The sequence below is a fragment of the Burkholderia sp. 9777_1386 genome (genome assembly GCF_015712265.1).
In the GTDB taxonomy this organism is placed as follows: domain Bacteria; phylum Pseudomonadota; class Gammaproteobacteria; order Burkholderiales; family Burkholderiaceae; genus Burkholderia; species Burkholderia cenocepacia.
Window position 1 is genome coordinate 104,043 of the sequence record NZ_JACCQB010000017.1, and the last position, 24,291, is coordinate 128,333.

Consider the following 24,291-nt stretch of genomic DNA (forward strand, 5'->3'; position numbering starts at 1 on the left):
CGTTAAAAAAGCAGCCCGCGGGCTGCTTTTTTCATGGCGATGCGGTACGTCGCCCGCATCGCACCGACGGCTCACGAACAGAACTTCGCGAGCAGCCCGAGTTGCGCGTTGCGAATCGTCTTGCCCGCGCGGCGCCGGCGATAGTGGCCGTCGCTGTGCATCTGCCATGCCGACTGGTTGTCGCCGAGGCACACCGACAGCCCCTCGGCGATCACGCGCCGCTTGAGCTTGCGATCGCGGATCGGGAACGCGACTTCGACGCGGCGGAACAGGTTGCGGTCCATCCAGTCGGCACTCGACAGGTAGACGTCCTCGGCGCCGCCTGCGTGGAAATAGTAGATCCGGTGGTGTTCGAGGAAGCGGCCGACGATCGAGCGCACCGTGATGTTTTCCGACAGCCCCGGCACGCCGGGCTTCAGCGCGCAGACGCCGCGCACGATCAGGTCGACCTTGACGCCGGCCTGCGACGCTTCGTACAACGCAGCGATCACCGATGGCTCGAGCAGCGCGTTCATTTTCGCGACGATGCGCGCGCGCTTGCCGGCCTGCGCGTTGTCGATCTCCGCGCGAATCGAATCGATGATGCGCGGATGCAGCGTGAACGGCGACTGCCACAGCTCGTGCAGCGTCAGTTCGCCGCCGATGCCGGTCAGTTGCTGGAACACGTGATGAACGTCCTCGCAGATCTTCTGGTCAGCCGTCATCAGCCCGAAGTCGGTGTAGAGGCGCGCGGTGCGCGGATGGTAGTTGCCGGTGCCGAGGTGCACGTAGCGGCGCAGCGATGCCTTGCCGGCCTGCACGACGCGCCGCACGATCAGCATCATCTTCGCGTGGCACTTGTGGCCGACCACGCCGTACACGACATGCGCGCCGACGGCTTCGAGCTGCGACGCCCAGTTGATGTTGGTTTCCTCGTCGAAGCGCGCGAGCAGCTCGACGACGACGGTCACTTCCTTGCCGTTGCGCGCGGCTTCCATCAGCGCGTCCATCAGCGGCGAGTCGGTGCCGGTGCGGTAGATCGTCTGCTTGATCGCGACGACGCTCGGATCCTTCGCGGCCTGCTGCAGCAGCTCGAGCACCGGCTGGAAGCTCTCGTACGGGTGGTGCAGCAGGAGGTCGCCGGCGTCGATCGCATCGAACATCGTCGGCGCGTTGGCGATTGCCGCGGGAGTCGACGCGGTGAACGGCGTGAACTTCAGGTCGGGTCGATCGACGAGATCGGGAATCTGCATCAGGCGCACGAGGTTCACGGACCCGGCCACGCGATAGCAGTCCTTGTCGCCGAGTTCGCTTTCCTCGAGCAGGCGTCGCACGATGTGCAGCGGCGTGTCCGCCGATACTTCGAGGCGTACCGCGTTGCCGAGGTGGCGCGCGGGCAGCTCGCCCTGCAGCGCGACACGCAGGTTGGTGATTTCGTCTTCGTCGACGAACAGCTCGCTGTTGCGCGTGATGCGGAACTGGTTGCAGCTCTTCACGACGAGTTGCGGGAACAGTTCGCCGACGAAGCGCTGCATGAACGAGCTCAGCAGCACGAAGCCGTGCTCGAAACCCGACAGCGCGTGCGGCATGCGCACCACGCGCGGCAGCGCGCGCGGCGCCTGCACGATGCCCATCACGGCCTGGCGGCCGAACGCGTCGCGGCCTTCGAGCTCGACGACGAAGTTCAGGCTCTTGTTCAGCACGCGCGGGAACGGGTGCGCCGGATCGAGGCCGATCGGCGTCAGCACGGGCAGCAGCTCGTCGAGGAAGTAGTGTCGCGCCCATTCGAGCTGCTCGTCGTTCCACGTGTCGCTCGCGTGGAAGTAGATGCCTTCCTGTTCGAGCGCGGGCAGCACGGTTTCGTGCAGCATCGTGTACTGTCGATGGACGAGCCGCTGCGCGCGTTCGACGACGAGATCGTAAGCGTGCTGTAACGACATGCCGTCGGGCGTCAGCGCGCCGGGGTTGTCGCGGATCTGCTCCTGCAGGCCGGCCATCCGGACTTCGAAGAATTCGTCGAGGTTGCTGCTGGTGATGCAGATGAAGCGCAGGCGCTCGAGCAACGGGACTTGCGGATCGGCCGCCTGGGCCAGCACGCGCTCGTTGAAACCGAGGATGCCGAGTTCACGATTGAGAAGCGGGTAACGGACGGACATCGGCAGAGTAGGGGGTAATTCAGGCGATGATTCGAAAGGACGCTCGGAAACTCTCACGGTACGATGACGTGCTGATGACAATAATGGTTTTATATCGGGAAATTCTACGCCGTAACCCTTTCGTCGCATAAATGTTTCGGCTATATGGAATCGAGCAGTGTGCATGCCCGTGAAGCGTGGCAACGGCAAGCGTTCCACGCTTAAAATGTCGCCTTTGATTGATCGCCCTCGGTTGCCGGAACGGCTGCCGCGGAAGAACGCGCACGGAGCCCCCTTCTGATGGTTACAACTCCCCACTTGCTGGCTGCCGTGGATCTCGGCTCGAACAGCTTCCGGCTGATCGTCGGGCGCGTCGAGGAAACGCCGGCAGGCAGCCAGATCTATCCGGTCGACGCGCTGCGCGAGCCGGTCCGGCTGGCCGCGGGCCTGTCGAGCGACAAGATGCTCGACCGCGCGTCGCAGGAGCGTGGCTGGGAGGCGCTCAAGCGGTTCGGCGAGCGCCTGCGCGATTTTCATCCCGATCATGTGCGCGCGGTGGCGACCAACACGCTGCGTGTCGCGAAGAACGCCGCGGAATTTCTCGGCGAGGCCGAGGCGGCGCTCGGGTTCCCGATCGAAGTGATCGCGGGCCGCGAAGAGGCGCGCCTCATCTATGCGGGCGCCGCGCACTCGGTGCCGGCGAGCGCCGGCAAGCGGCTCGTCGTCGACATCGGCGGCGGCTCGACCGAATTCATCATCGGCTCGCACTACACGCCGATCGTGATGGAGAGCCTCTATATCGGCTGCGTGAGCCATAGCCGCACGTTCTTCCCGGCCGGCAACGTCGACGAGTACACGATGCGGCAGGCCGAACTCGCGGCCAAGCGCGAGATCCAGATTATTTCGAGCGAGTACAAGAAGGCCGGCTGGGACCAGGCGATCGGCTCGTCCGGCACCGCGCGCGCGCTCGCGGAACTCGTCGAGGCGAACGGCTTCAACGATCCGGGCATCACGCACGGCATTTCGCGCGGCGGGCTCGAGCGGCTGAAGCGCGCGCTGATCAAGTCGGAGAACGTCAACCGGCTGAAGCTGATCGCGCTGAAGCCCGACCGCGTGCCGGTGCTCGCGGGTGGCCTAGCGATCATGCTGGCGGTGTTCGAGGAACTCGGCGTCGACTACGTCGACACGACCGACGGCGCGCTGCGCCTCGGCGTGCTGTACGACCTGCTCGGCCGGACGCAGCACGAGGACATGCGTGCGGTGACCGTCGAGGGTTTCACGCGCCGCTACGGCGTCGATCGCGCGCAGGCCGAGCGGATCGGGGCGCTCGCGGCGCGTTTCTACGACGAGCTCGAGGAAGACGACGAGGAAGCGCGCGAGGAAGGGCGGATGTTCCTCGGCTGGGCGGCTGCGTTGCACGAGATCGGCCTGTCGATCTCGCACAGCGCGTATCACAAGCATTCGGCCTATATCGCGAGCAATGCGGACATGCCGGGTTTTTCGCGCACCGACCAGGCCCGGCTCGCCGCGCTCGTGCTCGGCCATGCGGGCAAGCTCGGCAAGCTGTCGCAGTCGCGTGAGGTCGAGTGGCCGCTGCTGTTCTGCCTGCGGCTCGCGGCGCTGCTGTGCCGGCGCCGGACCGATGCGGGGCTCCCCGATATTTCCGTCTCGCAGATGAAGAAGGGCGGTTATGAGGTGCGCCTGCCGAACGCGTGGGTCGAGCAGAACCCGTTGACCGACTACAGCCTCAGCCAGGAGGCGGCGGAGTGGGAGAAGGTCGGTATCCCGTATCGCGTGGTGTATACCGGCGCGTGACGGGGCGATAGCGGGCCCGGAAGGTGTTTCGGGATGCCACGAGCCGGGTGGGCGGTATGCTGCGCCATCCGTTCGGCGCGGCCGCACGCTCGTGCTGGCGGCCCGCTCAGTCCGACGAGCAGACGATCGCGGTCAGGAACGGGAATGCCTGCTTGACGGTGGCGTCGCTGCCGGCCTTGCGCACGGCTTCCTCGACCGAGCCCTTCGTGCCGCGTACGACGACGCCGTAGGCCCAGTCGCCGATCGGCGTGCCGTCGCCCGGACGGAAGATCGGGTCGTTCGCCTGGTAGCCGAGCACGACATAGACGCCGAAGCCGTAGGCCGTCAGCGGGTGGTTCGTGCGGAACGCATTGACCGAGTTCGATTCGACGTGCATCGGCTCCGACTGGATGTCGCCGGCGGCGAGCAACGGTGCGACGAACTTGTGGCCGGTCGAATGGCAGTCGAGCGCGTCGTCGAGCGCTTTCGCCGACGCGGTGCCGGCGGCGGTGGTCGCGAGCATGAGCAGCGACGCGCAGAGGGCTGGCTTGAGAACGTTGTTTTTCATGCGCGGTTGCCGGGTTGTTTCACACGTATTATCGCGTGTTCCAGCAAGTTTCGTGCGCGGGCTTGACGGCGGATGCGCGGGCGCATCGACGTGGTGGCGGGCCCGTACCCGGGCCGCCGCGCGCTGCGGGAAATGGGTAGGCGATTCCAGGGCCGGTAAAAAGCGCCCGTAAACGGAAAAGGGGCTACGGTGTTCAACCGTAACCCCTTGATTCCTGTGGTCGGAGCGAAAGGATTCGAACCTTCGACCCTCTGATCCCAAATCAGATGCGCTACCAGGCTGCGCTACGCTCCGACGAGCCAAAGATAATAACGTCGAATGGCCGATTCGGTCAATCACGATATGCGGGTAAATGCCGCGGCGGCGAGCGGTCCGCGATTTGCGACAATTCACGGGACGATCGGCCGGCCCGTACGCATGCGCGCGCGGGCGCTCGCCGAAGCAAGGAGAACATCATGATGAACCTGATCCTGTGGCGTCACGCCGAAGCCGAAGATTACGCAACGAGCGATCTCGCGCGCCAGTTGACCGTGCGCGGCCGCAAGGACGCGCAGGCGATGGCCAAATGGCTGCGCGGGCGGCTCGAGACGAATACCGTGATTCTCGCGAGCCCGGCGGCGCGCACCGTGCAGACCGTGGAGGCGCTGACCGACCAGTACCGGACCGTCGACGCGCTCGCGCCGGGCGGCGGCGTCGACGACGTGCTGACGGCGGCCGGCTGGCCGGAAGGCATCGCGCCGACGGTCGTGATCGTCGGCCACCAGCCGACGCTCGGCAGCGTCGCCGCGCAGCTGGTCGCCGGCAGCGACGACAGCTGGAGCGTCAAGAAGGGCGGAATCGTGTGGCTGGCGAGCCGCACGCGCGACGGCAACCGGCAGGCCGTGCTGCGGGCGGTACTGACGCCCGAACTGGTGTAAAGCCCCGTCTGAATAGGTTTGAAGGGATTGATCATACGGTTTCGCAAGCTTTCTGCTAAAGTCAATTCGGCGACACGTCATTGAAAGGACACGGTCGTGCCACATAACGGTCACGGCCGATTACTACATTGGCGGGCATGTCGTCCTATTCCTTACGATCAGGAAAGCCTAATGCGAGAACTGCCGACGCCTACGCTCCCCTTTGCCTCGCTGCCCCTCGACACGTCGCGGCGCCACCTGCCGCGCGCCAGTGAAACCGTCACATCCGAGTATCGCCTGCGCGCCGCATGGGCGCGCACGGAAGACGAATTGCGCGAAGCCCAGCGCCTGCGCTTCAGCGTGTTCGCCGAAGAGATGGGCGCGCAGGTCAGCGGCCCGTCCGGTCTCGACGTCGATCCGTTCGACGCGTATTGCGACCACCTGCTGGTCCGCGATCTCGACACGCTGAAAGTCGTCGGCACGTACCGCGTGCTGCCGCCGCACCAGGCGGCGCGGGTCGGCCGCCTGTACGCCGAAGGCGAATTCGACCTGTCGCGCCTCACGCACCTGCGCGGCAAGATGGTCGAGGTCGGCCGCTCGTGCGTGCACAGCGACTATCGCAGCGGCGCCGTCATCATGGCGCTGTGGGGCGGGCTGGGCGCGTACATGATGCAGAACGGCTACGAGACGATGCTCGGCTGCGCGAGCGTGTCGATGGCCGACGGCGGCCACTACGCGGCGAACCTGTACCAGTCGCTGTCGGCCGGCTCACTGACTGCGCCCGAGTATCGCGCGTTCCCGCACACGGCCCTGCCGGTCGACGAACTGCAGACGGGCACCGTCGTTGCGCCGCCGCCGCTGATCAAGGGTTATCTGCGTCTTGGCGCGAAGATTTGCGGCGCACCGGCCTGGGATCCCGACTTCAACTGCGCGGATTTCCTGACGCTGTTCCGCCTGTCGGACATCAACGCGCGCTACGCCCGCCACTTCCTGGGCTGAGCGGTCCGAATCGCATCGCGCCCTCTGAGGGCGCGCTGCGCGCAAGCGAACGCCGTCGCGTGGCAGACGTCACGCGACGGCGTTCGTGTATCCGGTCGATGTGTGTGTATCGGGCCCCGATAATTTCGGCGACATGCGGCGATCACCGTGCCGCCGAGCGGCACGTTCGCGCCGGCCCCGGGGACGGGCCGGACGGCAGCGACGCGCTCAGTGCTTGCGCCGCCAGTCGAGCAGGTGGTGTTCCGCCATCCAGTGGTGGATCATCCCTTCGCCTTCATGGCTGCGCTTGTATTCGCGCGACTCGAAGTACGACAGCGCGACGAGCACCATCAGACCGATGAACAGGCCGATCAGGCCCGCAATTTCTTCAGACGACATGGCAGCCTCCTTTCAACGGCACAGCGCCATGCGTACATAGTAGGACATGCGCGGCGCAACCCCGAAACCCGATTTCCGCTAGACTCGGCGCGGTCTCGGCGTGCGTTCGGCGCGCCGTTTTCCGGAGCCCTACCTGATGACCCGTTTCGTGCTGGCCGTGCTGGCCGCATCCCTCCTTGCCGCTTGCAGCAGCGATCCCCGTCAAGCGCGCCGCGGCCACCCGCCGGAAGATCCGGCCGACTATCACGGCGTGCCGACCGACATGACGCCGCCGTCGATGCTCGACGCGCCGTCGCCGAAACCCGTGCAGTCGCAGTAACGGTCGGCCGGGGCCGCTGTCACGCGCGGGCTGCCGATGCGGCCTGCGGGTCGGCGCCGACCCGCCGCAACAGCGCCGGCAGATAGCGCGCGAGCGTCGCGCCGCGCGCCGCCATGAACAGCAGCAGCGCGAACCACAGGCCGTGATTGCCGAACGTGCCGACGGCGGCGAGCGTGGCCGCGACGAAGATCGACAACGACGCGACCATCGCGCGCATCAGCGATTGCGTCTGCGTGGCGCCGATGAACACGCCGTCGAGCAGGAAACCCCAGACCGACACGATCGGCGAGATCGCGGCCCACGGCAGGTAGCGCAGTGCGACGGCGCGGATCTCGGCCTGATCGGTCAGGCGCGCGACGATCCAGCCGCCTGCGGCCCAATAAACGAGCGCGAACAGCAGCGCGCCGAGTGCCGACCAGAACAGCGTGACGCGCACGGCTTGCCGGAATGCGCGGCGATCGCGCGCGCCGGCCGCCGCGCCGACGAGCGCCTCGGCCGCATGCGCGAAGCCGTCGAGGCCGTACGCCATGAAGGTCTGGAAATTCAGCAAGAGCGCATTCGCGGCGAGCGTCGCGTCGCCTTGTTGTGCGCCGAGATGCGCGAACCATCCGAAGGCGCCGAGCAGGCACAGCGTGCGCAGGAAGATGTCGCGATTGAGCGCGATCAGCCGCTTGAGCGCCGCACGGTCGGCAAGCGCGCGTACCGCGAGCGGTGCGAGGCCGCGCGGCCGCAGCCGCCACAGCATCCATGCACCGAGCGCGAAGCCGCACGCGTCCGCGGTGGCGGTCGCGGCGCCGATGCCGGCGATCCCCCAGCCGAAACCATACACATAGAGCAGCACGGCACCGATGTTCACCGCATTGATGAACACCTGCGCGACGAGCGCGAGTCGGACGCGCTGCATGCCGAGCAGGTAGCCGAGCACCACGTAGTTCGCGAGCGCGAACGGGGCGCTCCAGATCCGTGCGTGGCTGTACCCGAGCGCCGTCGCGCGGACGGCCTCGCTGCCGCCGAGCGCGGACAGCGCGAACGACAGCAGCGGCACCTGCAGCGCAAGCACCGCGGCGCCGAGCGCGAATGCGACGATCAGCGCGCGCAGCAGGTTCAGGCGGATCCCGGCGGCGTCGCCGGCGCCATGCGCCTGCGCGACGAGGCCGGTCGTCCCCATCCGCAGGAAGCCGAAGCCCCAGAACACGAAATTGAAGAACAGCCCGCCGAGCGCGACGCCGCCGAGATATTGCGCGCCGTCGAGGTGGCCGGCGACGGCCGTGTCGACGGCGCCGAGGATCGGTTGCGTCAGGTTCGCGAGGACGATCGGGAACGCGAGCGCGAGGACGCGCCGATGCGTGACGGCGGCCGACGCGCTACCGGCCCCGTGCGGTAAGGCGGATTCGGACATGGTGGACGCGTCAGGCGCGTTCCTGCACGCAGACCCACGGCGAGACGACGACCGCCCACAGCTCCGGATTGCGCGCCGCGTAGTCGGCGGCGGTCTCGGCCGGCATGGGCGCGACGAGGCCGGACGACAGCCAGCGCGTGACCTGTTCGGTGTCGTCGCTGGCGACCGCTTCCGCGACGCTGACGAGATCGAGGTCGCGCGCAACGGACAGCAGCTTGCCCTGCGCGAAGAAGCGCTCGAGATCGCACCAGTCGATCTTGGCGGTTTCGCCGAGGAGTTTGGCGTAGAGCGGGCTGTGCGACGCGCCCGCGGCGGCGTGTTGATCAGAGGACATCGGTTTCTTGGAAAGACTGCGTGGCGCCACTATAAACCATCCGGCCGGGCGGGCCGAGCGGGGACAGTGCGCTCACGCGTCGCGCAGCGCGCGCCGCACGATCTTGCCGGTCGCGGTCATCGGCAGGCTGTCGACGAACGCGATCGCGCGCGGATACTCGTGCGCGGCGAGCCGCGTGCGCACGTGGGCCTGCAGTGTGCTGACGAGCGCTGCGTCGCCGACGTGGCCGGGGTTCAGCACGACGAATGCCTTGACGATCTCGGTACGCGTCGCGTCGGGCACGCCGACGACGGCCGCCATCCGCACCGCCGGATGCGTGAGCAGGCAGTCCTCGATCGGGCCGGGGCCGATCCGGTAACCGGCGCTTGTGATCACGTCGTCGTCGCGGCCGACGAAGCGCACGAAGCCGTCGGCGTCGATCGTGCCCGTATCGCCGGTGAGCAGGTAGTCGCCCGCGAACTTGTCGCGCGTCGCGTCGGGGTTGCGCCAGTATTCGAGAAACATCACCGGGTCGGGGCGGCGTACCGCGATGCGGCCTTCGACGCCGGGCGGCAGCGGCGTGCCGTCCGCATCGACGATCGCGACCGCATGACCGGGCACCGCCTTGCCGATCGCGCCGGGCTGCGCATCGAACAGCGCCGCGCATGACGACAGCACCATGTTGCACTCGGTTTGCCCGTAGAACTCGTTGATCGTCACGCCGAGCGCGTCGCGGCCCCACGCCGTCAGTTCGGTGCCCAGTGATTCGCCGCCGCTCGCGACCGATTTCAGCGACAGCGCGTAACGTTCGCGTGGCGCCGTGACCGCGCGCATCAGCTTCAGCGCGGTGGGCGGCAGGAACGCGTGAGTGACGCCGTGCCGCGCCATCAGCGCGAATGCCGCGTCACCGTCGAATTTCTCGAAGCGGTGCGCGAGCACCGGCACGCCGTGATGCCATGACGGCAGCAGCACGTCGAGCAACCCGCCGATCCATGCCCAGTCGGCGGGCGTCCAGAACAGGCGCGCGTCGCGCGGGAAGCACTGCTGCGACATCTCGACGCCCGGCAAGTGGCCGAGCAGCACGCGATGCGCGTGCAGCGCGCCCTTCGGTTTGCCCGTCGTGCCGGACGTGTAGATGATCAGAGCCGGATCGTCGGCGGCCGTATCCACCGGCACGAAATCCGGCGCCTCGGCGGCGAGCGCCGCATCGTAGCGCAGCACGCCGGGCACGTCGGGCGCATCGTCGCCGATGCAGTAGACGGTATGCAGCGCCGGCAGTTGCGCGCGCAGCGGCGCGATCTTCGTGTAGCCGGCCGCGTCGGTGACGAGCGCGGCTGCCTCGCTGTTCGCGAGCCGGTACTCGAGCGCGTCGACGCCGAACAGCGTGAAGAGCGGTACCGCGATCGCGCCGAATTTGTACGCGGCGAGGTGCGCGATGGCCGTTTCGGGCCCTTGCGCGAGAAAGATGCCGATCCGGTCGCCGCGCCGCAGGCCGGCACGCGCGAAGCTGTTCGCGAGCCGGTTAGAAGCATTCCTCAGGTCGTCGAACGTGAGGCGCGAAACGTCGCCTTGCGCCGTTTCGTGGATCAGCGCGACGCGTCCGCTGCCGTCGGCCCATTTGTCGCACACGTCCACGCCGATGTTGTAGCGCGCCGGAAGGTCCCACCGGAAGCGGGCGAGGAGGTGATCGTAGCGGTCGGCGGCGGGCAGCATCGCGTGGTCTCCTGATGTCGAGCGGGGCGTCCGGTGAGCGGCTTACATCAGGATTTCACGCAGACGAATCCACAATGGTGTTTGCTGATAGGGAATGTTCGGACTCGTCCAGTAGGCGAGCCTCAGTGCACGATTTCACAATGACGCATAAGATCAAGACAAAACAGTGGTGTGACCATGGATTTGCTTCTGATAGCTGCGGGGTTCAGCCTGATCGGAATCGGTGTGCTGGTGGCGTTTGCTCGTCATGTCGATCCGTTGTCCGGCCGTGTCACCGGACGTCTGCGCAAGCGCTGACGCGACTTTTTTCCGTTTTCGCCGCGACGGCACGCGATGCGTGCCGGCATCGCGCGCCGTCTGTCGTGCGCTCAACGCGCCGGCAGGTAGCGTGACGGATCGATCGAGCGGCCGCCATAGCGCAGCTCGAAATGCAGCGCGACACGATCGCTGTCGCTGTTGCCCATCTCGGCGATCGATTGCCCTTGCGTGACCGATTGGCCTTCCTTCACCAGCAGCGCGCGGTTGTGCGCGTAGGCCGTCAGGTAATCGGCGTTGTGCTTCAGGATGATCAGATTGCCGTAGCCGCGCAGCCCGTTACCGGCATAGACGACGACACCCGGCGCGGCCGCGACGACCGGCGTGCCCGGCGAATTCGCGATGTCGATGCCCTTCGATTTCGAGCCGTCGAACGTGCGTACCACGTTGCCGGCCGCCGGCCAGATCAGCGCAATGCTCGTGGCCGGCTTCACGGCCGATTCGACCGGCGCGGAAGGGGCCGGGCGTGCGCGGCCCGCGCTGCCGGTGCCGGTGGTCGATGCGGTGGTCGTGCCGGGCGGCGGCGCGACGCGCAGCACCTGGCCGACTTCGATCGCATCGGGGTTCGTCATCTGGTTCCAGCGCACGATGCTCTGTACCGACGTGCGGTTGTCGCGCGCGATCTTGTAGAGCGTGTCGCCACGCTCGACGCGATAGAACCCGGGGCCGACGGGCGCGGAGCCGCACGCGACGAGCAGGGCGGCGCAGGCGGCTGCGAAGAGTCGCTTCGTTGTTGTTCCGAACATTGAACCTCGCAAAACCCTGCCGCGCGTGACGCGGCAGGCAACACAAAACGTCCGATTTTAACGGGTTCGACCCGCGCACCGCAGTTTCGGTCGCTACCGGGGCCGCCGTGCCCCGGTTCGGTGCGTGTCGAATCAGCCGGCGAGCGGGGCGACACGGATCCGCAGCGTGGCCGTTTCAGTCGCGCCCGGCGCGAGCATGCGCAGGCCGCGGCCGTTGTGGATCGCATCGGGCAGGCCGAGCCACGGCTCGACGCAATAGAAGTCCGAATCCGGCTTTTCGGTCCACGTCGTGACCGCGTACCACGGGATCGAGCCCGGCACGTCGAGTGCGATCTCGATCGTGCGGCGGCGGCCCGGCATCACGATGCGCACCGGTGCGGACGGCTCGCCGTCGAGGCAGTGGAAGCGGTCGAGGATCTCCGGATCGTCGAGGCGGTAACGGACCTCGCCCGGTTCGAGCGGGCTGATCGAGCCGTCCGCGCGCTGGTGGCAACGGCGGGTCGGTGGCAACTCGAGGCGGGTGTCGGCCCGCTCGCCGTGCGGCAGCGCGAAATAGAAATGGTGGCCGGCGTAGTAGGGCAGCGGCGTGTCGCCGCGATTGGTCGTCGTCAGCGCGACTTCCAGCGTATGGGCGTCCGCCAGGCGGTAGGTCGTTTCGAACCGGAAATCGAACGGATAGCTCGCGCGCAGCGTGTCGTTCGCGTCGAGCGTCATCGACAACGCGGCGCCGTCGGCCGACGGCTGCGCGTCGAACGGCAGATCGCGCGCGAAACCGTGCATCGGCAGGTCGCGAACCACGCCGGCGGCGTCGCGCCAGCGGCCGAGTTCGCCGTCGACGCGGTGGCGGCCGAGGAACGGGAACAGCAGCGGATTGCCGCCGCGCACGCGGGCGAGGTTGCTCCAGTCGGCGGTTTCCGGCCAGAAGATCACCGGTTCGCCATCGACGTGCCAGGACAGCAGGCGGCCACCGAATTGCGGGGCGACCCGGACGAGCGACGGGCCGGCGTGAAGTTCGTGAATGTCGTGTTGCTGGAAGATCGGCATGGCGAATCGGGTTGGGCGGGTGAGGGGAGCAACGTGCGTTCCATTATCGGGCCGCGACCGCTCGGGGAAAACCCTTCTCGGGAAATTGCGAGTTTTTAACACTGTCGACGGTCTGGATAATGCCTCTAAACCGGTGATGTTGCCGGGTCATGACACTTCGTGGAGGGGGCCATGGATCTGGCAATGGCAATGGGTATCGCACTGTTCGGCATGTTTACCGGCAGCACGGTATTATTTTTCTATCAGCTCGGCCGCTGACGGCAATTCCTGCCGAAGTGGACAAGCCCGCCATGCAAATGGCGGGCTTTTTGCTTTCTGCGCGCTTACAAATTGCAAGTGTTTGTGTGCATTGCCGCAATATCCTGCCAAATGCCTTGGCGCAGTAATCCTGGCTCGGCATAATCGGGGCGCGTTTTTCAGGACGCGCATCGCGTCGTCCGCCTTCCTTCCCGCTTAATCTTTACTAAAAGGACCGACGCGTGAGCCTCTGGTTTCTGGTATTCCTGAGCGTCCTGCAGGGCGTCACCGAACTCTTCCCCGTCAGCAGCCTCGGCCATACGCTGCTCGTGCCGGCGCTGTTCGGCATGCACATCGACAAGCATGCGCCGCAACTGCTGCCCTTCCTCGTCGCGCTCCACCTCGGCACCGCGCTGGCGCTGCTGTGGTACTTCCGCGCGCGCTGGATCGCACTGATCGGCGGTTTCTTCGCGCAGCTCGGCGGCCGCAAGAACGACGACGGGCACCTGATGTGGGCGCTGATCATCGGTACGATCCCGACCGGCATCGTCGGCCTGCTGCTGGAAAAGCGCATCGAGCGCGTGTTTCATGATCTGCGGATCGTCGCGATTGCGTTGATCGTCAACGGCGTGTTGCTGTGGCTCGGCGATCGCATCCAGCGCAGCCGCGCCCATCAACCGCCCGAGAAGATGACGTTCAAGCAGGCGTTCTTCGTGGGCCTCGCGCAGATCGGCGCGCTGATTCCGGGCTTCTCGCGCAGCGGGCTGACGATGATCGCCGGCAACGCGGCCGGGCTGACGGCGGAGAAGGCGGCGGAATTCTCGTTCCTGCTCGGCACGCCGATCATCTTTGCCGCGGGCGTGCTCGAATTGCCGAAGCTGTTCCATGCGCGCGACCAGCTCGCCGATGCGCTGCTCGGCGGCGTGCTGACGGCGATCGCCGCGTACCTGAGCGTGCGATTCCTGATGCGCTATTTCGAGGGGCGCGGCCGGCTCGCGTCGTTCGGCGTGTATTGCGTGATCGCCGGCGTGTTCTGCCTCGGCTGGTTCATGCTGCATCCGCAGCCGGTTTGATGCTGCGAGCGCCGGTCTCCGTGATCTGGCGCGATGATCGGGTATAATTTCGGGCTCGGCTTCGTGCCGGGCCCGTTTTGTTTCGGGGTTTCGAGTTGTTTGGGGCGGCGTCGCTGCTGCTTCGTGACTCAAACCCGATGCCGAATGCGGCCCGTGTCAGACCGTGTCTTTTCTCTTTGACCGCCCTTAGCTCAGTTGGATAGAGCAACGGCCTTCTAAGCCGTAGGTCACACGTTCGAATCGTGTAGGGCGGGCCAGCTAGAACCCTTATGCAGCAAGGCTTTGCGCCGCTTCCGACAGCGGCGTTTTTTGTTTCTGCTGAACCGACATTGACAGAAACTTGACGTTGCTGGCGTGCTGAGCCAGATGGCTCGGCGCGAGGTGCGCGTACTTCTGCACCATGGCAACGGTCTCCCAGCCGCCCAGCTCCTTCAGCACCATCAGCGGCGTGCCGCGCTGCACGTGCCAGCTCGCCCAGGTGTGCCGCAGGTCGTGCCAGTTGAAGTCGACCATCCCGGCGGCCTTGCACGCTTGCGCGAAGTCCCGTTTGTCGATCTGCCCGATCAGCTTTGGTGGCCCGTCGCCGCGCGTGTACCCGCGCGTGAAAACGAGATCCGTCGCCGTCTGGGCCCGCCGCACGAGCACGCTCATCGCATCCTCGTTCAACGGCACCGACCGCGCGCGCTTCGACTTCGCGCCCTCGTGCGTGATCCACGCGTTGCACTGCGCGAGATCGAGCTGCGAGACGCGCAGGCCGAACAGCTCGGACTCACGCATCCCGGTCGCCACGGCCACGATTGCCGCGTCGCGCATCCACGGCAGGCGCAACGCGTTGATCATCACCATGATGACCGCCGGCGGCTCCCAGCGTACCCGCACGTCGGGCTCCTCGAACCGCTGGAGCTTCGGCACGCGATCCAGCCACTCCCACTCGACGCACAGGTTCAGCATGCGCCGGATGGTGTTGACGTAGCGGTTGCGCGTGCCAGGCGCGAGCAGCTTGCCGGGCTCTCCGTCGACCAGCTTGTGCGTCGGCAGCGCGTCGAAGATCCTGTCGGCCGTCAGTAGCCGCACCGGCGTCGCGCCGAACTGCGCACGCCAGTACCGCACGTGCCGCACCTTGCCGGCGTAGTCGCGCTGCCCGGCGCACTGCTGAAGGAATCGCACGGCCGCGTCCTCGAACGTGCGTTCAGGCTTCTCCCCGAGCTTGTCCTGCCGCCAGAGGTCAGCCTTCAGCCTGTCGTGGTACTCCTGCGCGGCTTTCTTGTCGCGGGTTTCAGCAGATCGTCTAATGCGCGTGCCGTCTGGCGCGCTGATGTCGAGATGCCAGACACCGGACTTTTTATCTTTGCGGATTGACATTTATCCTCCGTACCGACCCGCAGCGATAGCCGGTGCGGATTGTCACGCGTTTCCGACAGCTCGGCAAGCCGGGCGGGCCAGACCCGCCACAGGCGGGACCCTGGCAGCCGGAAGCCGATCTTCTTGCGCATCGCGAACACGGTGCTGTACGAGAGCTGAAGGCGGTCCGCGACCTGCTGGAGGGTGAGGGCGGTTTCGGGCTCGTCGGTCACATTTCACCCCCTTCGCTGTCGGGCAGGCCGGCGCCGCAGTCGCACGGGCCGCGCGGGAGGGCGGGTGCGTTGTGGACGGCGCAGTCGCTAGCGTGGATGACGTCGGCGCGGCACGCGGGGCACTGACAGTGTTTCGGCTGGCTCGCCGCGGGCGGGCGGATGACTCCCGGATTGACCGGTGTTACAAGGTATTCCGGCGCGCTTTCTACCGCATCGAGTTCGAGCTGCAGCAGGAGCTTTCCCGAGCGGCGAGTGTGCAGTCCGAGATGCTTGGCGCGAAATACCGGCGTCGCAACAGCAATGGTGTGACGCGCGTCGTCGATAATGTCGCGGAGATACGGACCCTGAGGTTCGTCCCGCCACGCACTAAGCCCTGCTGCCCACTTCGAGAGCTGCCGCAGTACCGTCAGCGCATCGGCGCTTTTGTCGGTGGTCATGGGCTGCCTCACTTGACCGTGATGTCCGGCACGATCGCCGCCGGCTTGAACACCACCGCGTAGTGGTACGCGCTGACGTTCGCCGCGTCGACCTGCTCGACGAAATACGTGACGTTGTCGGACAGCCCGAGGAAGTGTTTCTTGTAGCTGGCCGGCCCCGTCTTGCAGGTGATCGACACCTCGCGCACCTTGTCGGCGTTCCCCAGTGAGCAAAGGCCCTCGATGCTGAGCATGTACTCGCCCGTGATGCCGTTGTAGAACACGACGCGGCGGTTGATCTGGAAGTTGTCGGCAGCCTGAGAGAGGTTTTGCGACGCCACATCGGCGTCGTTGCTGCAGCCGGCGGCCGCGGCAATTCCGGTTGCGAGCGCGGCAGCGACCATCAGACGGTCGGGGGAATATGCAAATTTTTTCATGGTGGAGTCCTAAGCGAGAGTAGGATGAGAACGCTTCATCGCCGAGAGCAGCAGGTCCTGCACTTCCCGCTTGCTCTCGCGCCGCTCGAGCACCAGTTCGTCGATCGTGTCGTGCGCGATGATGTGGTGGATGAAAACGGGCCGGTCGTAGCCGGCTTGCTTCTGGCGCGTCGGGCCGATCCGCTCGACGATCTGCAGGTACTGCTCGAGGTCCCACCAGTGGCCGAACACGGCGAGGATATTGCCGCCGTCCTGCAGATTCAGGCCGTGGCCGGCGCTGGCCGGGTGTGCGAACAGGAGCGGGATTTTGCCGGCGTTCCAGTCGCGGATCGTCTGCGGATCCTGATCGAGCGCGCGGCCGCGCGGGAACGCGCGCATCAGCCGCGCGAGGTCGGATTTGAAGTGGTACGCGACGAGCACCGGCATGCCGGCCGCTTCCTCGACGATCGATTCCAGCGCCTGGAGCTTGCCGTCGTGCACCTCGGCCCACTGCTCGCCGCGCTCGTCGGTGTACACCGCGCCGTTGGCGAGCTGGAGGCACTTCATCGTGCGGCTCGCCGCGCTGAACGCCTCGATCTCGTGGCCGGTGTCGAGCGCGAGGAACATCTCGCGCTCCATCGCGCGGTACATCGCGCGGGCCTTGGCCGGCAGCTCGACGCGGATCACGTTGACGATCGGCTCGTCGATGTCGAAGTAGTCGCGCGCGTCCAGCGACAGGCAGAGGTCGCGCATGCGCTCCTCGATTTCCGCCTGCGCGTGCGGCAGCGGCTTGAGCTGCGTGGCGTTGCGATCGGCGCCGACCTGAATCGTCTGAAACCAGCGCTGCCGGAACGCGTCGAAGCTGCGGCCGAGCCGCACGCCGCGGTCGAGGAACCACGACTGCCCCCAGAGATCCTGAAGGCCGTTCGGGCTGGGCGTGCCGGTGAGCTCGATGAAGCGGTTCGCCCGCGAGTGCGCGACGCGCGCGAGCTGCTGCGCGCGCTTGCCGCCTTGGCGCAGCCGGAACGACTTCAGCTTCGTCGACTCGTCGGCGACGATCTTGCGGAACGGCCAGCGCTCGCCGTACGTCTCGACGAGCCACGGGAGGTTGTCGTAGTTCGTCGTGTACACCGACGCCGGCCGCGCGAGCGCGGCGCGGCGCTGGTCGGGCGTGCCGACCACGGCTGACACCTCGATGTTGCGGAGGTGGTCCCACTTCGCAGCCTCGTCCGGCCATGTACTCGCCGCGACGCGCAGCGGCGCGAGGACGAGAGCCGGGCCCGGCTCGACCAGTTCGAGGATGTCGAGCGCGGTCAGCGTCGACACGCTCTTGCCCATGCCCATGCCGGCCCACGCCGCGCCGCGCGGCGTGTCGAGCAGGTGATCGATGATCGCGTGTTGGTACGCGCGCGGGGTGAACGGGCGGCGGCTCATATACCGTACCCCGCTGCGTGGCATTCCAACGGCGTCAGGCCGTAGTACAGACGGAAGTGGCCGACGCCGAGCGCGCCGGCGAGGCAGAGTGTCATGACGAACGCGCCGACGCAGGCGAGCAGGTAGAGGAGGGGCTTCACGCGCGCACCTCCGCGAGGATCTGCTCGACCTGGGCGAACGTGTCGATCACCTCGACGCGGTGCCCCATCTTGCGCAGCAGTTCCAGCACCGCCGGCTGTGTGCGGCGCAGCGGCATGTTCGGCGCCTTGCACTCGACGAAGAACACGCGGCCGTCGGTCGTGAGGACGATGCGGTCGGGCACGCCCGGGAAGCCGGGCGAGATGAACTTCAGGCACAGATGGCCGGCCTGCGCGAGGCCCAGCGCGAGCCGGTCCTCGATCTCATGTTCGAGCGTGCTGAGCTTCTTCATGCCAGCACCTCTTTCATGAAGCAGATCCAGTGCGTGGCACTACGCTTACCGGACTGATGGCCGAAAAGCGGCTTTTCATCGGTCAGCGCGAGGATTTCACGGACAGGTATCTGCGTTTCGTTCCATTTGAAGATCAGAACGCCGTTTGGCTCCAGAACTCGGAAGCATTCGGCGAAGCCAGTGCGCAAATCGTCGCGCCACGTGGCCGCGTCGAGCGCGCCATATTTCGCGCGGAGCCACGAGCGCGGGCCCGCACGTTCAAGGTGCGGCGGATCGAACACGACAAGCTTGAACGTACCGTCAGCGTGCGGCAGCGCGCGGAAATCCATGATCCGATCGGGGGCAACGGTAAGCGTGCGCGTGCCGTCCTCACGATGCGAGCGATCGGTTACGGTCACAGTCTCGGAGCGGATGTCACCGAACTCGGCACGCTCATCTTGGCGGTCGAACCACATCATGCGGCTGCCGCAGCAGGGATCAAGCACGATCTTCATGCCAGCACCTCGTCGACGCGCGAGAAGGAATCCACGACCTCGACGTACTGGCCGGCCGCGCGCATGCGCTCGTGCTCGCGCACCTGGTGTGCCTCCGGCGGCACGCCGGGCGCCTTCAGTTCGACCCAGACCGTGAGCGGCGCCCGGCGTTGGTCGAGCGCGCGCTTCGCATCCTCCATCCGACAGCAGTGCTCGTCGCGGTACTGCGCGACCTCGGCGGCCGTCGGGCACTTGCCGCGCGCCGGCAGCATCACGATCCGGTCCGGCGCGCCGCGCCGGCCGATCCACTTCACCTTGCGGACCTCGCCGCCGAGCGCCTTCACGCGCGCGACGAGGTAGTTTTCGATGTCGCTTTCGCGCATGGTCAGTCCTTCCGGTAGCGATACGCCTCGAAGCCGGCGGCAGCGAGCGGCAGGCCGGCCGCCCACGCCGGCGCGTCGACCATTAGGTCGGCGAGGCGGTCAGAGTTGAATTCGGGAGAGTCGGGGGTCTCGGTGATCAGCTCGTCGTGCACCGAGAGGACGATGTCGTAGCCCGACAGCTCGATCGTCGGCATGGGCGCGGCCAGCACGTCGCGCGCGATCGCCTGCGTGACGTTCTCGGCGAGCTTTCCGCCGTAGGTCTTCAGGCGCGACCACTTCCGGCTGTACTGGTTGACGCCCATGTAGCTGAGCTTCCCGAAACCATCGACCTGCGGGCCCGGGTAGCAGAGGAACCGGCCAGACGGCAGGCGGATGCGCAGCCACGCGCCGTCGCGGCGCAGCTTCAGCGCGCGGCACGTCTGCGTGCGGCCCGGCATCTGCGTGGCGACGACGGCCGCATCCTGCAGATCGGCCCAGAACGACGTGATCTCGGGGTGCGCCAGGCGCCAGAGGCGCTTCAGCGCGTCGCACACGATGAAGGTCTTGTCGGCGAGGCCGAACTGACCGAGCCCTTTCGCGCGGCGCCATTCGAGGAAACTGCGCGCCTCCTCGAGCACTTCGTCGGGGATGCTCGGCCACGCGGCCTCGGCCATCGCGTCGAGGTCGATGCCGTACGTCGCCGCGCCAGTCAGGAACGCGCCGACGCCGCCTTCGTAACCGAGCATCAGCTCCATGACCTTGCCGATCTGGCGCATGAGGCCGTCGCCGGACTTCTTGTTCTCCATCACGACTTCGGGCGTCGTCGCGAACGCGGCCGCGTAGGAAACCGCGTAGAGGTCGTGGCCCGTGCCGGCGTCGAAGTCGCGGAACTTGTCCAGCTTCCAGCGCTCGCCCGCAATCCACGCGATCACACGGCCCTCGATGTTGGACAGGTCGGCCACGACCAGCTTGCGGTCGCGCGGCGCGACGATGCAGCCGCGGATCGCGTTGCTCGTGACCTGCATCACGTCGTCGAAGACCAGGTCGACGCAGCCGGCGAGCAGCGCCTCGATCCCGCTGTCGATCTGGACCTGCTTGAGCGACGGGCGCGGCAGGTTCTGCGGCTGGAACAGCCGACCGGCCCAGCGGCCGGTGCGCGACGCGCCGGCGAACTGCAGCGTGCCGCGCAGTCGGCCGTCGCGGCTCACGCCCTTGGCGAGCGTCTTGTACTTGCTCGTGCTGGTGGTGCTGGCTTGCAGGCGGATCGCGAGCAGCTCGCGCAGCTCGATCGGCAGGCTGGCGTCGTTGATGCGGCGCTCGAGCGTGCTTTGCTGCAGGTCGGGCAGATCGACGCCGTGCGCTTCGAGCAGATGCCGAAGCAGGGCGTCGCGCTGCGTCGCGGCCTGCACCGCGCCGTCGGTCAGCTGCTGCGTGCGCGCGGCGAGCGTCTTCTTCGCATCGTCGACGGCGCTGATCGCCGCGTGCGTCAGGCCCACGTCGACCTGCACGCCGCGGTCGTTAATCTGCTGGTCGAGGTGCCAGAGCGCGAGCTCGTCGCCGGCGTAGTTCCACTCCGGCAGGCGCTTGTACACCTCGCGCATCGCTTCGATGTCGAGGCCGGCATATTCGACGAACTTCGCCCAGTCGGCCGGCCGCGTGTTGCGGTCGTGCCGGCGGATCGTCTGGTTTGCCGGCTGCGGCTTGCAGAACAGCAGGATCAGCCGGCGGCCGTCCTTGTCCTTCGCCTTGTCGACCGGCACCTTCAGGATCTCGCACAGGTCGCCCAGCGCGCCGGGCAGGGAGTGCGCGTAGGCCTGCACCATCGTGTCGCGCCAGCGCTCGATCGGCAGGTCGTAGCCGGCGTGGCGCAGCACCGTACGGTCGAAGTGCGAGTTGTGCGCGAACAGCAGCACGTCCGGGTTGTCGAGCGCGGCGCGCAGCGCGGGCGGAATCGGCTCGCCGGTCGTGCAGTCCCACACCGACACCGGACCGTAGTCGATCGCCCAGGCGAACAGCAGGATCTCGACGCCTTCCGCGTAGGCGTGCGTGCCGTTTTGGATCGGCACGTCGCTGTAGGTTTCGACGTCCAACCAGAGGACCTTCACTGGATCACCTCGAAGTCGAGGTGACTGCAGAGATCGACCACTTTGCGGCACGTCACGAGATCGAACATGCCGATATGGCACGCATTCTTCGCGATGCCCAAACGCCGCGCGAGCCACGCGTAAGCGACGCCGCGCGAGCGCTCGCCGGACTTCCACAGCGGGTCGAAGGCAGCGTGCGCTGCCATCTTCGCCGCGCGCAGCTCTGCGTCGGCCAGTCGGCCGAGCGGCTTTTCGGTGCCGGGGTGGCACCCGACATGCGCATCGCACGGCACGCACTGGTAGAACACCTTTTTGCGGAGGTCTGGCCGGTGCGGATAGATGTCCGTTCCGGTGGCCTTGCGGGATTCGCAATTGCAGTAGGGGCAGATAGGGTTCATGGCGAGCAATCGATTCGGAATGCGAAATGAATGTGCGTCACCGCGCCAGCAGCGACGCACGTCGGGTTACACCAGGTCGCCGGCGTCCGCGCCGTCGGTGATTTCGTCGAACTCGTCTTCGCTGGCCGCACCGCCGCCCGCGAACGCGTCGCCGTCGCGCAGGAACTGGACTCCGCGCAGGCTCGCGTTGACGCGCTTGCCGAACGAGTTGTCCTGCGCCCACAGCTCGACGCTCGCGTTCACGTAGCAGCCGGCGTACGGCTTGCCGTCCTGCTCGGTGAGCGGGGTTTTGTCCTTGTCGATGACGAGGGGGCGGGTGGCCGAGCGGGCCGAGACAAACAGGTTGCCCGGGAAGCCGTCGTAGTTCGACTTCAGGTCACCGTCGTGCAGCGCGATCTTGTCCTGCGCGCGCATCTGCTTCAGGATCGCGTCGGCCTTGGCGCCCCACTTGTCCTTCGCGACCTGGTCGATCGCGGCGTTGAGATCCTTGACCTGCGCGTCGGCCGGATCGATGAGGAAGGCGGCCGAGAATGCCGGCTTGCCTTCGCCGTTGACGGTCTTTGCCTCGAACAGTTGCGGAAACGCGAGGCGGACGTTGTTGAGCTTGATTTTCATGCGGTTTCACTCCGGAAATAATGGGGGTACTGCTCCTTGACCTGCTCGACTGCGGCGTCGACGGCGCGCGCGCGAGCGCACTCCGGCGAGTACGGCCGGCAGGACATGGAACGGGGGGTTTGCGCTGCCCGCTGCAGCAATTCGGCAGCGTCGTCGGGCAGCACGCGGGCGCGGACCTGTTTCATACGAGATCCTCTGCACTCGATTCGTCGTGGAACTCGCCCGCGTCGGCCTGAACGACGAGCGCGGGACGCTTGTCGGACTCCGGCGCGACGCTGGGCGAGCCTTCGGACTGGGTGATGAGCTGCTGCAGCTTCGGCCACTGGCGCGGACCGATCGCGCCAGCCTTGTGCAGCTTCTCGGCGGACGTCGGCGAGATCAGCTTGAGGTCGTACATCTCCTCGACCTTCAGCCGCATGCCCTTCAGCGCTTGCTCGGCGTCGTCCTCGCTCGACCAGCGGCGCGCGCCGCGGCGCCCCTCGACGAGCTTGAACCCGGGTACCGGCCGGCCGGCGAGCAGTTCGGTTTCCGCGCGGGCTCGCACCGCCTTGCACCAGCCTTCGATCAGGTCCAGCGCGCGCATCGCGGTGCCGAGGTCCTCGGCCGTGGTCGGCGTCAGAGCCTTCAGCGTCATGGCGTGCTGCTCGGGGCTCTGCGTGAAGGTCGCGATGTTCTCGAAGTCGCTGCCGACCTCGGCCTGCACGCGCGCGGCGAGCGCCGGGCAGGTTGCCTTCGCCTTGCAGAACCGGCACTGGTCGTCGCCCGGCGCGAGGTAGTGCTCGTGGATCTCGTTGTACTTGCGGAAGTACTCGAGGCCGGCCATGCAGCGGTCGGCGCGCGGCTTCACGTCCTTCGCGAAATTGCGCAGGTCGCGCACCGAGATCGTCCACTCCGAGATGTGGTCGAGTCGCGGCTGAACGATCGCGAGTCGCACCTGCTTGAAGTCGGCAATGATCTCGAATTCCTGCAGCGCGGCAGCCGCGTACAGCATGAGCTGCTCGTTGCGCTCGGCGTCGACCTTCACGCCGCGCCCATACTTCAGGTCGGCGACGATAAGCTCCTCGCCGGCGAGGATCACCGCGTCGGACGTGCCGTGAGCGTCGAGCTCGCCGGTGAAGGTCGAGATGTCGAGGCGCTGCTCGATCATCAGCTCGCCGCCGATCGACCGCACGAATGCGACGTATTTGCCGACCTGCAGCGCCATCTCGTCGTCGACCGTGAAGAGGCGCGCATCCCGTTCGTTGTCGTGCCAATCTGCACCTTCTTCGCTGACGGCAATCACGCGTCCGAGCGATTCGGTCGGGTTTTCGTCGAGCGCCAGGCACTCGGCCGCGAGAAAGTGCGCGGCTGTGCCTTCGTCGGCGAACTCGCTCGACGTGTCGGGCATCACGGATTCGAGCGCGACGCTGCCCGAGCAGGCAAGCCAGCGGTGCGCCGCGCTGGGGGAGAGGAGGGCGTGCGCGCTCATTCCGACACCTCGACGAACTGACCGGTGTTGTCGACGCGATAGCGCGTACGCGCCTTCAGGTTTTCGCCCACGTAGCCCACGGCAAAACGCACCCGCTCCTCGGCATGGTTCCAATACGCGATCGCAACCGACCCGCCGACATCGGTCTTGAACACCGTATCCAGACCGGCGCACGCAATGACCGCGTTTTCGCCTTGCTGATCGATCCGCGTGCCGTAGCCGCTGGTGCCGATCTGCGTGCCGTAGCCGCTGGTGCCGATCTGCGTGCCGTTGCCGCTGGTGCCGATCCGCGTGCCGTAGCCGCTGGTGCCGATCCGCGTGCTGTCGCCGCTGGTGCCGATCTGCGTGCTGTCGCCGCTGGTGCCGATCCGCGTGCCGTAGCCGCTGGTGCCGATCCGCGTGCCGTTGCCGCTGGTGCCGATCTGCGTGCTGTCGCCGCTGGTGCCGATCCGCGTGCCGTTGCCGCTGGTGCCGATCTGCGTGCCGTAGCCGCTGGTGCCGATCTGCGTGCTGTCGCCGCTGGTGCCGATCCGCGTGCCGTAGCCGCTGGTGCCGATCTGCGTGCCGTAGCCGCTGGTGCCGATCTGCGTGCCGTTGCCGCTGGTGCCGATCCGCGTGCCGTAGCCGCTGGTGCCGATCCGCGTGCTGTCGCCGCTGGTGCCGATCTGCGTGCTGTCGCCGCTGGTGCCGATCCGCGTGCCGTAGCCGCTGGT

26 protein-coding genes, 2 tRNA genes and 1 pseudogene are annotated in these 24,291 nt (G+C 67.0%); 6 read left to right on the forward strand and 23 right to left on the reverse strand.

Annotated features, from left to right (window positions below):
* Nucleotides 1-71 precede the first annotated feature (71 nt).
* Complete coding sequence (gene ppk1 / locus H0X91_RS15660) at nucleotides 72-2,135, reverse strand: polyphosphate kinase 1 (RefSeq protein WP_006490552.1); 2,064 nt, start codon at nucleotides 2,133-2,135, stop codon at nucleotides 72-74.
* A 279-nt stretch (nucleotides 2,136-2,414) separates the two neighbouring features.
* Here ppk1 and ppx point away from each other — a divergent pair, with 279 nt between their 5' ends.
* Nucleotides 2,415-3,929, forward strand: coding sequence for an exopolyphosphatase (gene ppx / locus H0X91_RS15665; protein ID WP_006490522.1), 1,515 nt, complete (start codon nucleotides 2,415-2,417; stop codon nucleotides 3,927-3,929).
* Between the two features lie 106 nt (nucleotides 3,930-4,035).
* Here the strand turns inward: ppx and H0X91_RS15670 are convergent, their stop codons facing one another.
* On the reverse strand, nucleotides 4,036-4,476 hold the full coding sequence (locus H0X91_RS15670; RefSeq protein WP_034200760.1) for a hypothetical protein: 441 nt from the start codon (nucleotides 4,474-4,476) through the stop codon (nucleotides 4,036-4,038).
* A gap of 217 nt (nucleotides 4,477-4,693) precedes the next feature.
* Nucleotides 4,694-4,770 (reverse strand) — tRNA-Pro (locus tag H0X91_RS15675).
* 161 nt (nucleotides 4,771-4,931) lie between these two features.
* Between H0X91_RS15675 and sixA the strand changes: the two genes are divergently transcribed.
* Both sixA and H0X91_RS15685 read left to right on the forward strand, forming a co-directional pair.
* A complete protein-coding gene (gene sixA, locus H0X91_RS15680; protein ID WP_062910843.1) occupies nucleotides 4,932-5,393 on the forward strand; it encodes a phosphohistidine phosphatase SixA in 462 nt (153 codons plus the stop codon).
* 171 nt (nucleotides 5,394-5,564) lie between these two features.
* Nucleotides 5,565-6,371, forward strand: a complete 807-nt coding sequence (locus H0X91_RS15685; protein ID WP_006490555.1) for a GNAT family N-acetyltransferase — start codon at nucleotides 5,565-5,567, stop codon at nucleotides 6,369-6,371.
* A gap of 207 nt (nucleotides 6,372-6,578) precedes the next feature.
* Here H0X91_RS15685 and H0X91_RS15690 read toward each other — a convergent pair whose 3' ends face one another.
* Complete coding sequence (locus tag H0X91_RS15690) at nucleotides 6,579-6,749, reverse strand: hypothetical protein (RefSeq protein WP_006476323.1); 171 nt, start codon at nucleotides 6,747-6,749, stop codon at nucleotides 6,579-6,581.
* Nucleotides 6,750-6,885: 136 nt separating this feature from the next.
* On the opposite strand from H0X91_RS15690, the gene H0X91_RS15695 reads away from it, so the two are divergent.
* Entirely contained in the window at nucleotides 6,886-7,068 is a 183-nt protein-coding gene (locus H0X91_RS15695) for a hypothetical protein (RefSeq protein WP_006490588.1), read from the forward strand.
* A 19-nt stretch (nucleotides 7,069-7,087) separates the two neighbouring features.
* On the opposite strand, the gene H0X91_RS15700 is transcribed toward H0X91_RS15695, so the two are convergent.
* The 5 genes from H0X91_RS15700 to H0X91_RS15720 all read right to left on the reverse strand — a co-directional run bounded on the left by H0X91_RS15700 (nucleotide 7,088) and on the right by H0X91_RS15720 (nucleotide 12,598).
* Nucleotides 7,088-8,467: an MATE family efflux transporter gene (locus H0X91_RS15700; protein ID WP_006490551.1), complete on the reverse strand. Its 1,380-nt coding sequence runs from the start codon at nucleotides 8,465-8,467 to the stop codon at nucleotides 7,088-7,090.
* Between the two features lie 10 nt (nucleotides 8,468-8,477).
* Nucleotides 8,478-8,801 carry a DUF2288 domain-containing protein gene (locus H0X91_RS15705; RefSeq protein WP_084750117.1) on the reverse strand — a complete coding sequence of 108 codons (324 nt, stop codon included), beginning with the start codon at nucleotides 8,799-8,801 and terminating at the stop codon, nucleotides 8,478-8,480.
* Nucleotides 8,802-8,873: 72 nt separating this feature from the next.
* A complete protein-coding gene (locus H0X91_RS15710; protein ID WP_196433125.1) occupies nucleotides 8,874-10,493 on the reverse strand; it encodes an acyl-CoA synthetase in 1,620 nt (539 codons plus the stop codon).
* 368 nt (nucleotides 10,494-10,861) lie between these two features.
* Entirely contained in the window at nucleotides 10,862-11,554 is a 693-nt protein-coding gene (locus H0X91_RS15715; protein WP_006490610.1) for a peptidoglycan DD-metalloendopeptidase family protein, read from the reverse strand.
* Nucleotides 11,555-11,686: 132 nt separating this feature from the next.
* The gene (locus tag H0X91_RS15720) at nucleotides 11,687-12,598 is read right to left on the reverse strand and encodes an aldose epimerase family protein (RefSeq protein ID WP_062884628.1); all 912 of its coding nucleotides are present in this window, start codon (nucleotides 12,596-12,598) and stop codon (nucleotides 11,687-11,689) included.
* 479 nt (nucleotides 12,599-13,077) lie between these two features.
* Here H0X91_RS15720 and H0X91_RS15725 point away from each other — a divergent pair, with 479 nt between their 5' ends.
* Both H0X91_RS15725 and H0X91_RS15730 read left to right on the forward strand, forming a co-directional pair.
* A complete protein-coding gene (locus tag H0X91_RS15725) occupies nucleotides 13,078-13,908 on the forward strand; it encodes an undecaprenyl-diphosphate phosphatase (RefSeq protein WP_006490581.1) in 831 nt (276 codons plus the stop codon).
* 180 nt (nucleotides 13,909-14,088) lie between these two features.
* A tRNA-Arg gene (locus H0X91_RS15730) sits at nucleotides 14,089-14,165 on the forward strand.
* 10 nt (nucleotides 14,166-14,175) lie between these two features.
* On the opposite strand, the gene H0X91_RS15735 is transcribed toward H0X91_RS15730, so the two are convergent.
* The 14 genes and pseudogenes from H0X91_RS15735 to H0X91_RS15800 all read right to left on the reverse strand — a co-directional run.
* Nucleotides 14,176-15,270 (reverse strand): tyrosine-type recombinase/integrase, encoded by a 1,095-nt coding sequence (locus H0X91_RS15735; RefSeq protein ID WP_196433126.1) that lies wholly within the window; start codon nucleotides 15,268-15,270, stop codon nucleotides 14,176-14,178.
* A gap of 208 nt (nucleotides 15,271-15,478) precedes the next feature.
* On the reverse strand, nucleotides 15,479-15,919 hold the full coding sequence (locus H0X91_RS15740; RefSeq protein WP_196433127.1) for a hypothetical protein: 441 nt from the start codon (nucleotides 15,917-15,919) through the stop codon (nucleotides 15,479-15,481).
* 8 nt (nucleotides 15,920-15,927) lie between these two features.
* A complete protein-coding gene (locus tag H0X91_RS15745) occupies nucleotides 15,928-16,335 on the reverse strand; it encodes a beta-sandwich lipoprotein (protein ID WP_196433128.1) in 408 nt (135 codons plus the stop codon).
* 9 nt (nucleotides 16,336-16,344) lie between these two features.
* Complete coding sequence (locus tag H0X91_RS15750) at nucleotides 16,345-17,748, reverse strand: DEAD/DEAH box helicase (RefSeq protein WP_196433129.1); 1,404 nt, start codon at nucleotides 17,746-17,748, stop codon at nucleotides 16,345-16,347.
* On the reverse strand, nucleotides 17,745-17,888 hold the full coding sequence (locus tag H0X91_RS15755) for a hypothetical protein (protein WP_196433139.1): 144 nt from the start codon (nucleotides 17,886-17,888) through the stop codon (nucleotides 17,745-17,747). Before H0X91_RS15755 ends, H0X91_RS15750 begins: the two co-directional genes overlap by 4 nt.
* Nucleotides 17,885-18,178, reverse strand: a complete 294-nt coding sequence (locus H0X91_RS15760; protein WP_196433130.1) for a VRR-NUC domain-containing protein — start codon at nucleotides 18,176-18,178, stop codon at nucleotides 17,885-17,887. The genes H0X91_RS15755 and H0X91_RS15760 overlap by 4 nt, the downstream gene beginning before the upstream one ends.
* Entirely contained in the window at nucleotides 18,175-18,672 is a 498-nt protein-coding gene (locus H0X91_RS15765) for an SAM-dependent methyltransferase (RefSeq protein ID WP_196433131.1), read from the reverse strand. The genes H0X91_RS15760 and H0X91_RS15765 overlap by 4 nt, the downstream gene beginning before the upstream one ends.
* Complete coding sequence (locus H0X91_RS15770; protein ID WP_196433132.1) at nucleotides 18,669-19,034, reverse strand: VRR-NUC domain-containing protein; 366 nt, start codon at nucleotides 19,032-19,034, stop codon at nucleotides 18,669-18,671. Before H0X91_RS15770 ends, H0X91_RS15765 begins: the two co-directional genes overlap by 4 nt.
* Before the next feature lie 2 nt (nucleotides 19,035-19,036).
* Nucleotides 19,037-21,118, reverse strand: a complete 2,082-nt coding sequence (locus H0X91_RS15775) for a DNA polymerase I (RefSeq protein ID WP_196433133.1) — start codon at nucleotides 21,116-21,118, stop codon at nucleotides 19,037-19,039.
* Nucleotides 21,115-21,495, reverse strand: a complete 381-nt coding sequence (locus tag H0X91_RS15780) for a zinc-finger-containing protein (RefSeq protein WP_196433134.1) — start codon at nucleotides 21,493-21,495, stop codon at nucleotides 21,115-21,117. The genes H0X91_RS15775 and H0X91_RS15780 overlap by 4 nt, the downstream gene beginning before the upstream one ends.
* 66 nt (nucleotides 21,496-21,561) lie before the next feature.
* Entirely contained in the window at nucleotides 21,562-22,110 is a 549-nt protein-coding gene (locus tag H0X91_RS15785; RefSeq protein WP_196433135.1) for a DUF2815 family protein, read from the reverse strand.
* On the reverse strand, nucleotides 22,107-22,295 hold the full coding sequence (locus H0X91_RS15790; protein ID WP_196433136.1) for a hypothetical protein: 189 nt from the start codon (nucleotides 22,293-22,295) through the stop codon (nucleotides 22,107-22,109). The genes H0X91_RS15785 and H0X91_RS15790 overlap by 4 nt, the downstream gene beginning before the upstream one ends.
* Nucleotides 22,292-23,578, reverse strand: coding sequence for a DUF2800 domain-containing protein (locus tag H0X91_RS15795; RefSeq protein WP_196433137.1), 1,287 nt, complete (start codon nucleotides 23,576-23,578; stop codon nucleotides 22,292-22,294). Before H0X91_RS15795 ends, H0X91_RS15790 begins: the two co-directional genes overlap by 4 nt.
* A pseudogene (locus H0X91_RS15800) lies at nucleotides 23,575-24,291 on the reverse strand (hypothetical protein); the annotation flags it as partial. The pseudogene H0X91_RS15800 and the gene H0X91_RS15795, both read right to left, overlap by 4 nt.

Bases quoted from the DNA above. Each gene is read 5' to 3' on its own strand.
- H0X91_RS15695 (WP_006490588.1), top strand. From the start codon at position 6,886: ATGACCCGTTTCGTGCTGGCCGTGCTGGCCGCATCCCTCCTTGCCGCT.
- H0X91_RS15780 (WP_196433134.1), bottom strand. From the start codon at position 21,495: ATGAACCCTATCTGCCCCTACTGCAATTGCGAATCCCGCAAGGCCACC.
- H0X91_RS15740 (WP_196433127.1), bottom strand. From the start codon at position 15,919: ATGACCACCGACAAAAGCGCCGATGCGCTGACGGTACTGCGGCAGCTC.
- H0X91_RS15670 (WP_034200760.1), bottom strand. From the start codon at position 4,476: ATGAAAAACAACGTTCTCAAGCCAGCCCTCTGCGCGTCGCTGCTCATG.
- ppx (WP_006490522.1), top strand. From the start codon at position 2,415: ATGGTTACAACTCCCCACTTGCTGGCTGCCGTGGATCTCGGCTCGAAC.
- H0X91_RS15715 (WP_006490610.1), bottom strand. From the start codon at position 11,554: ATGTTCGGAACAACAACGAAGCGACTCTTCGCAGCCGCCTGCGCCGCC.
- ppk1 (WP_006490552.1), bottom strand. From the start codon at position 2,135: ATGTCCGTCCGTTACCCGCTTCTCAATCGTGAACTCGGCATCCTCGGT.
- H0X91_RS15795 (WP_196433137.1), bottom strand. From the start codon at position 23,578: ATGAGCGCGCACGCCCTCCTCTCCCCCAGCGCGGCGCACCGCTGGCTT.
- H0X91_RS15710 (WP_196433125.1), bottom strand. From the start codon at position 10,493: ATGCTGCCCGCCGCCGACCGCTACGATCACCTCCTCGCCCGCTTCCGG.
- H0X91_RS15770 (WP_196433132.1), bottom strand. From the start codon at position 19,034: ATGCGCGAAAGCGACATCGAAAACTACCTCGTCGCGCGCGTGAAGGCG.
- H0X91_RS15720 (WP_062884628.1), bottom strand. From the start codon at position 12,598: ATGCCGATCTTCCAGCAACACGACATTCACGAACTTCACGCCGGCCCG.
- H0X91_RS15735 (WP_196433126.1), bottom strand. From the start codon at position 15,270: ATGTCAATCCGCAAAGATAAAAAGTCCGGTGTCTGGCATCTCGACATC.
- H0X91_RS15685 (WP_006490555.1), top strand. From the start codon at position 5,565: ATGCGAGAACTGCCGACGCCTACGCTCCCCTTTGCCTCGCTGCCCCTC.
- sixA (WP_062910843.1), top strand. From the start codon at position 4,932: ATGATGAACCTGATCCTGTGGCGTCACGCCGAAGCCGAAGATTACGCA.
- H0X91_RS15790 (WP_196433136.1), bottom strand. From the start codon at position 22,295: ATGAAACAGGTCCGCGCCCGCGTGCTGCCCGACGACGCTGCCGAATTG.
- H0X91_RS15760 (WP_196433130.1), bottom strand. From the start codon at position 18,178: ATGAAGAAGCTCAGCACGCTCGAACATGAGATCGAGGACCGGCTCGCG.
- H0X91_RS15765 (WP_196433131.1), bottom strand. From the start codon at position 18,672: ATGAAGATCGTGCTTGATCCCTGCTGCGGCAGCCGCATGATGTGGTTC.
- H0X91_RS15690 (WP_006476323.1), bottom strand. From the start codon at position 6,749: ATGTCGTCTGAAGAAATTGCGGGCCTGATCGGCCTGTTCATCGGTCTG.
- H0X91_RS15700 (WP_006490551.1), bottom strand. From the start codon at position 8,467: ATGTCCGAATCCGCCTTACCGCACGGGGCCGGTAGCGCGTCGGCCGCC.
- H0X91_RS15705 (WP_084750117.1), bottom strand. From the start codon at position 8,801: ATGTCCTCTGATCAACACGCCGCCGCGGGCGCGTCGCACAGCCCGCTC.
- H0X91_RS15750 (WP_196433129.1), bottom strand. From the start codon at position 17,748: ATGAGCCGCCGCCCGTTCACCCCGCGCGCGTACCAACACGCGATCATC.
- H0X91_RS15785 (WP_196433135.1), bottom strand. From the start codon at position 22,110: ATGAAAATCAAGCTCAACAACGTCCGCCTCGCGTTTCCGCAACTGTTC.
- H0X91_RS15745 (WP_196433128.1), bottom strand. From the start codon at position 16,335: ATGAAAAAATTTGCATATTCCCCCGACCGTCTGATGGTCGCTGCCGCG.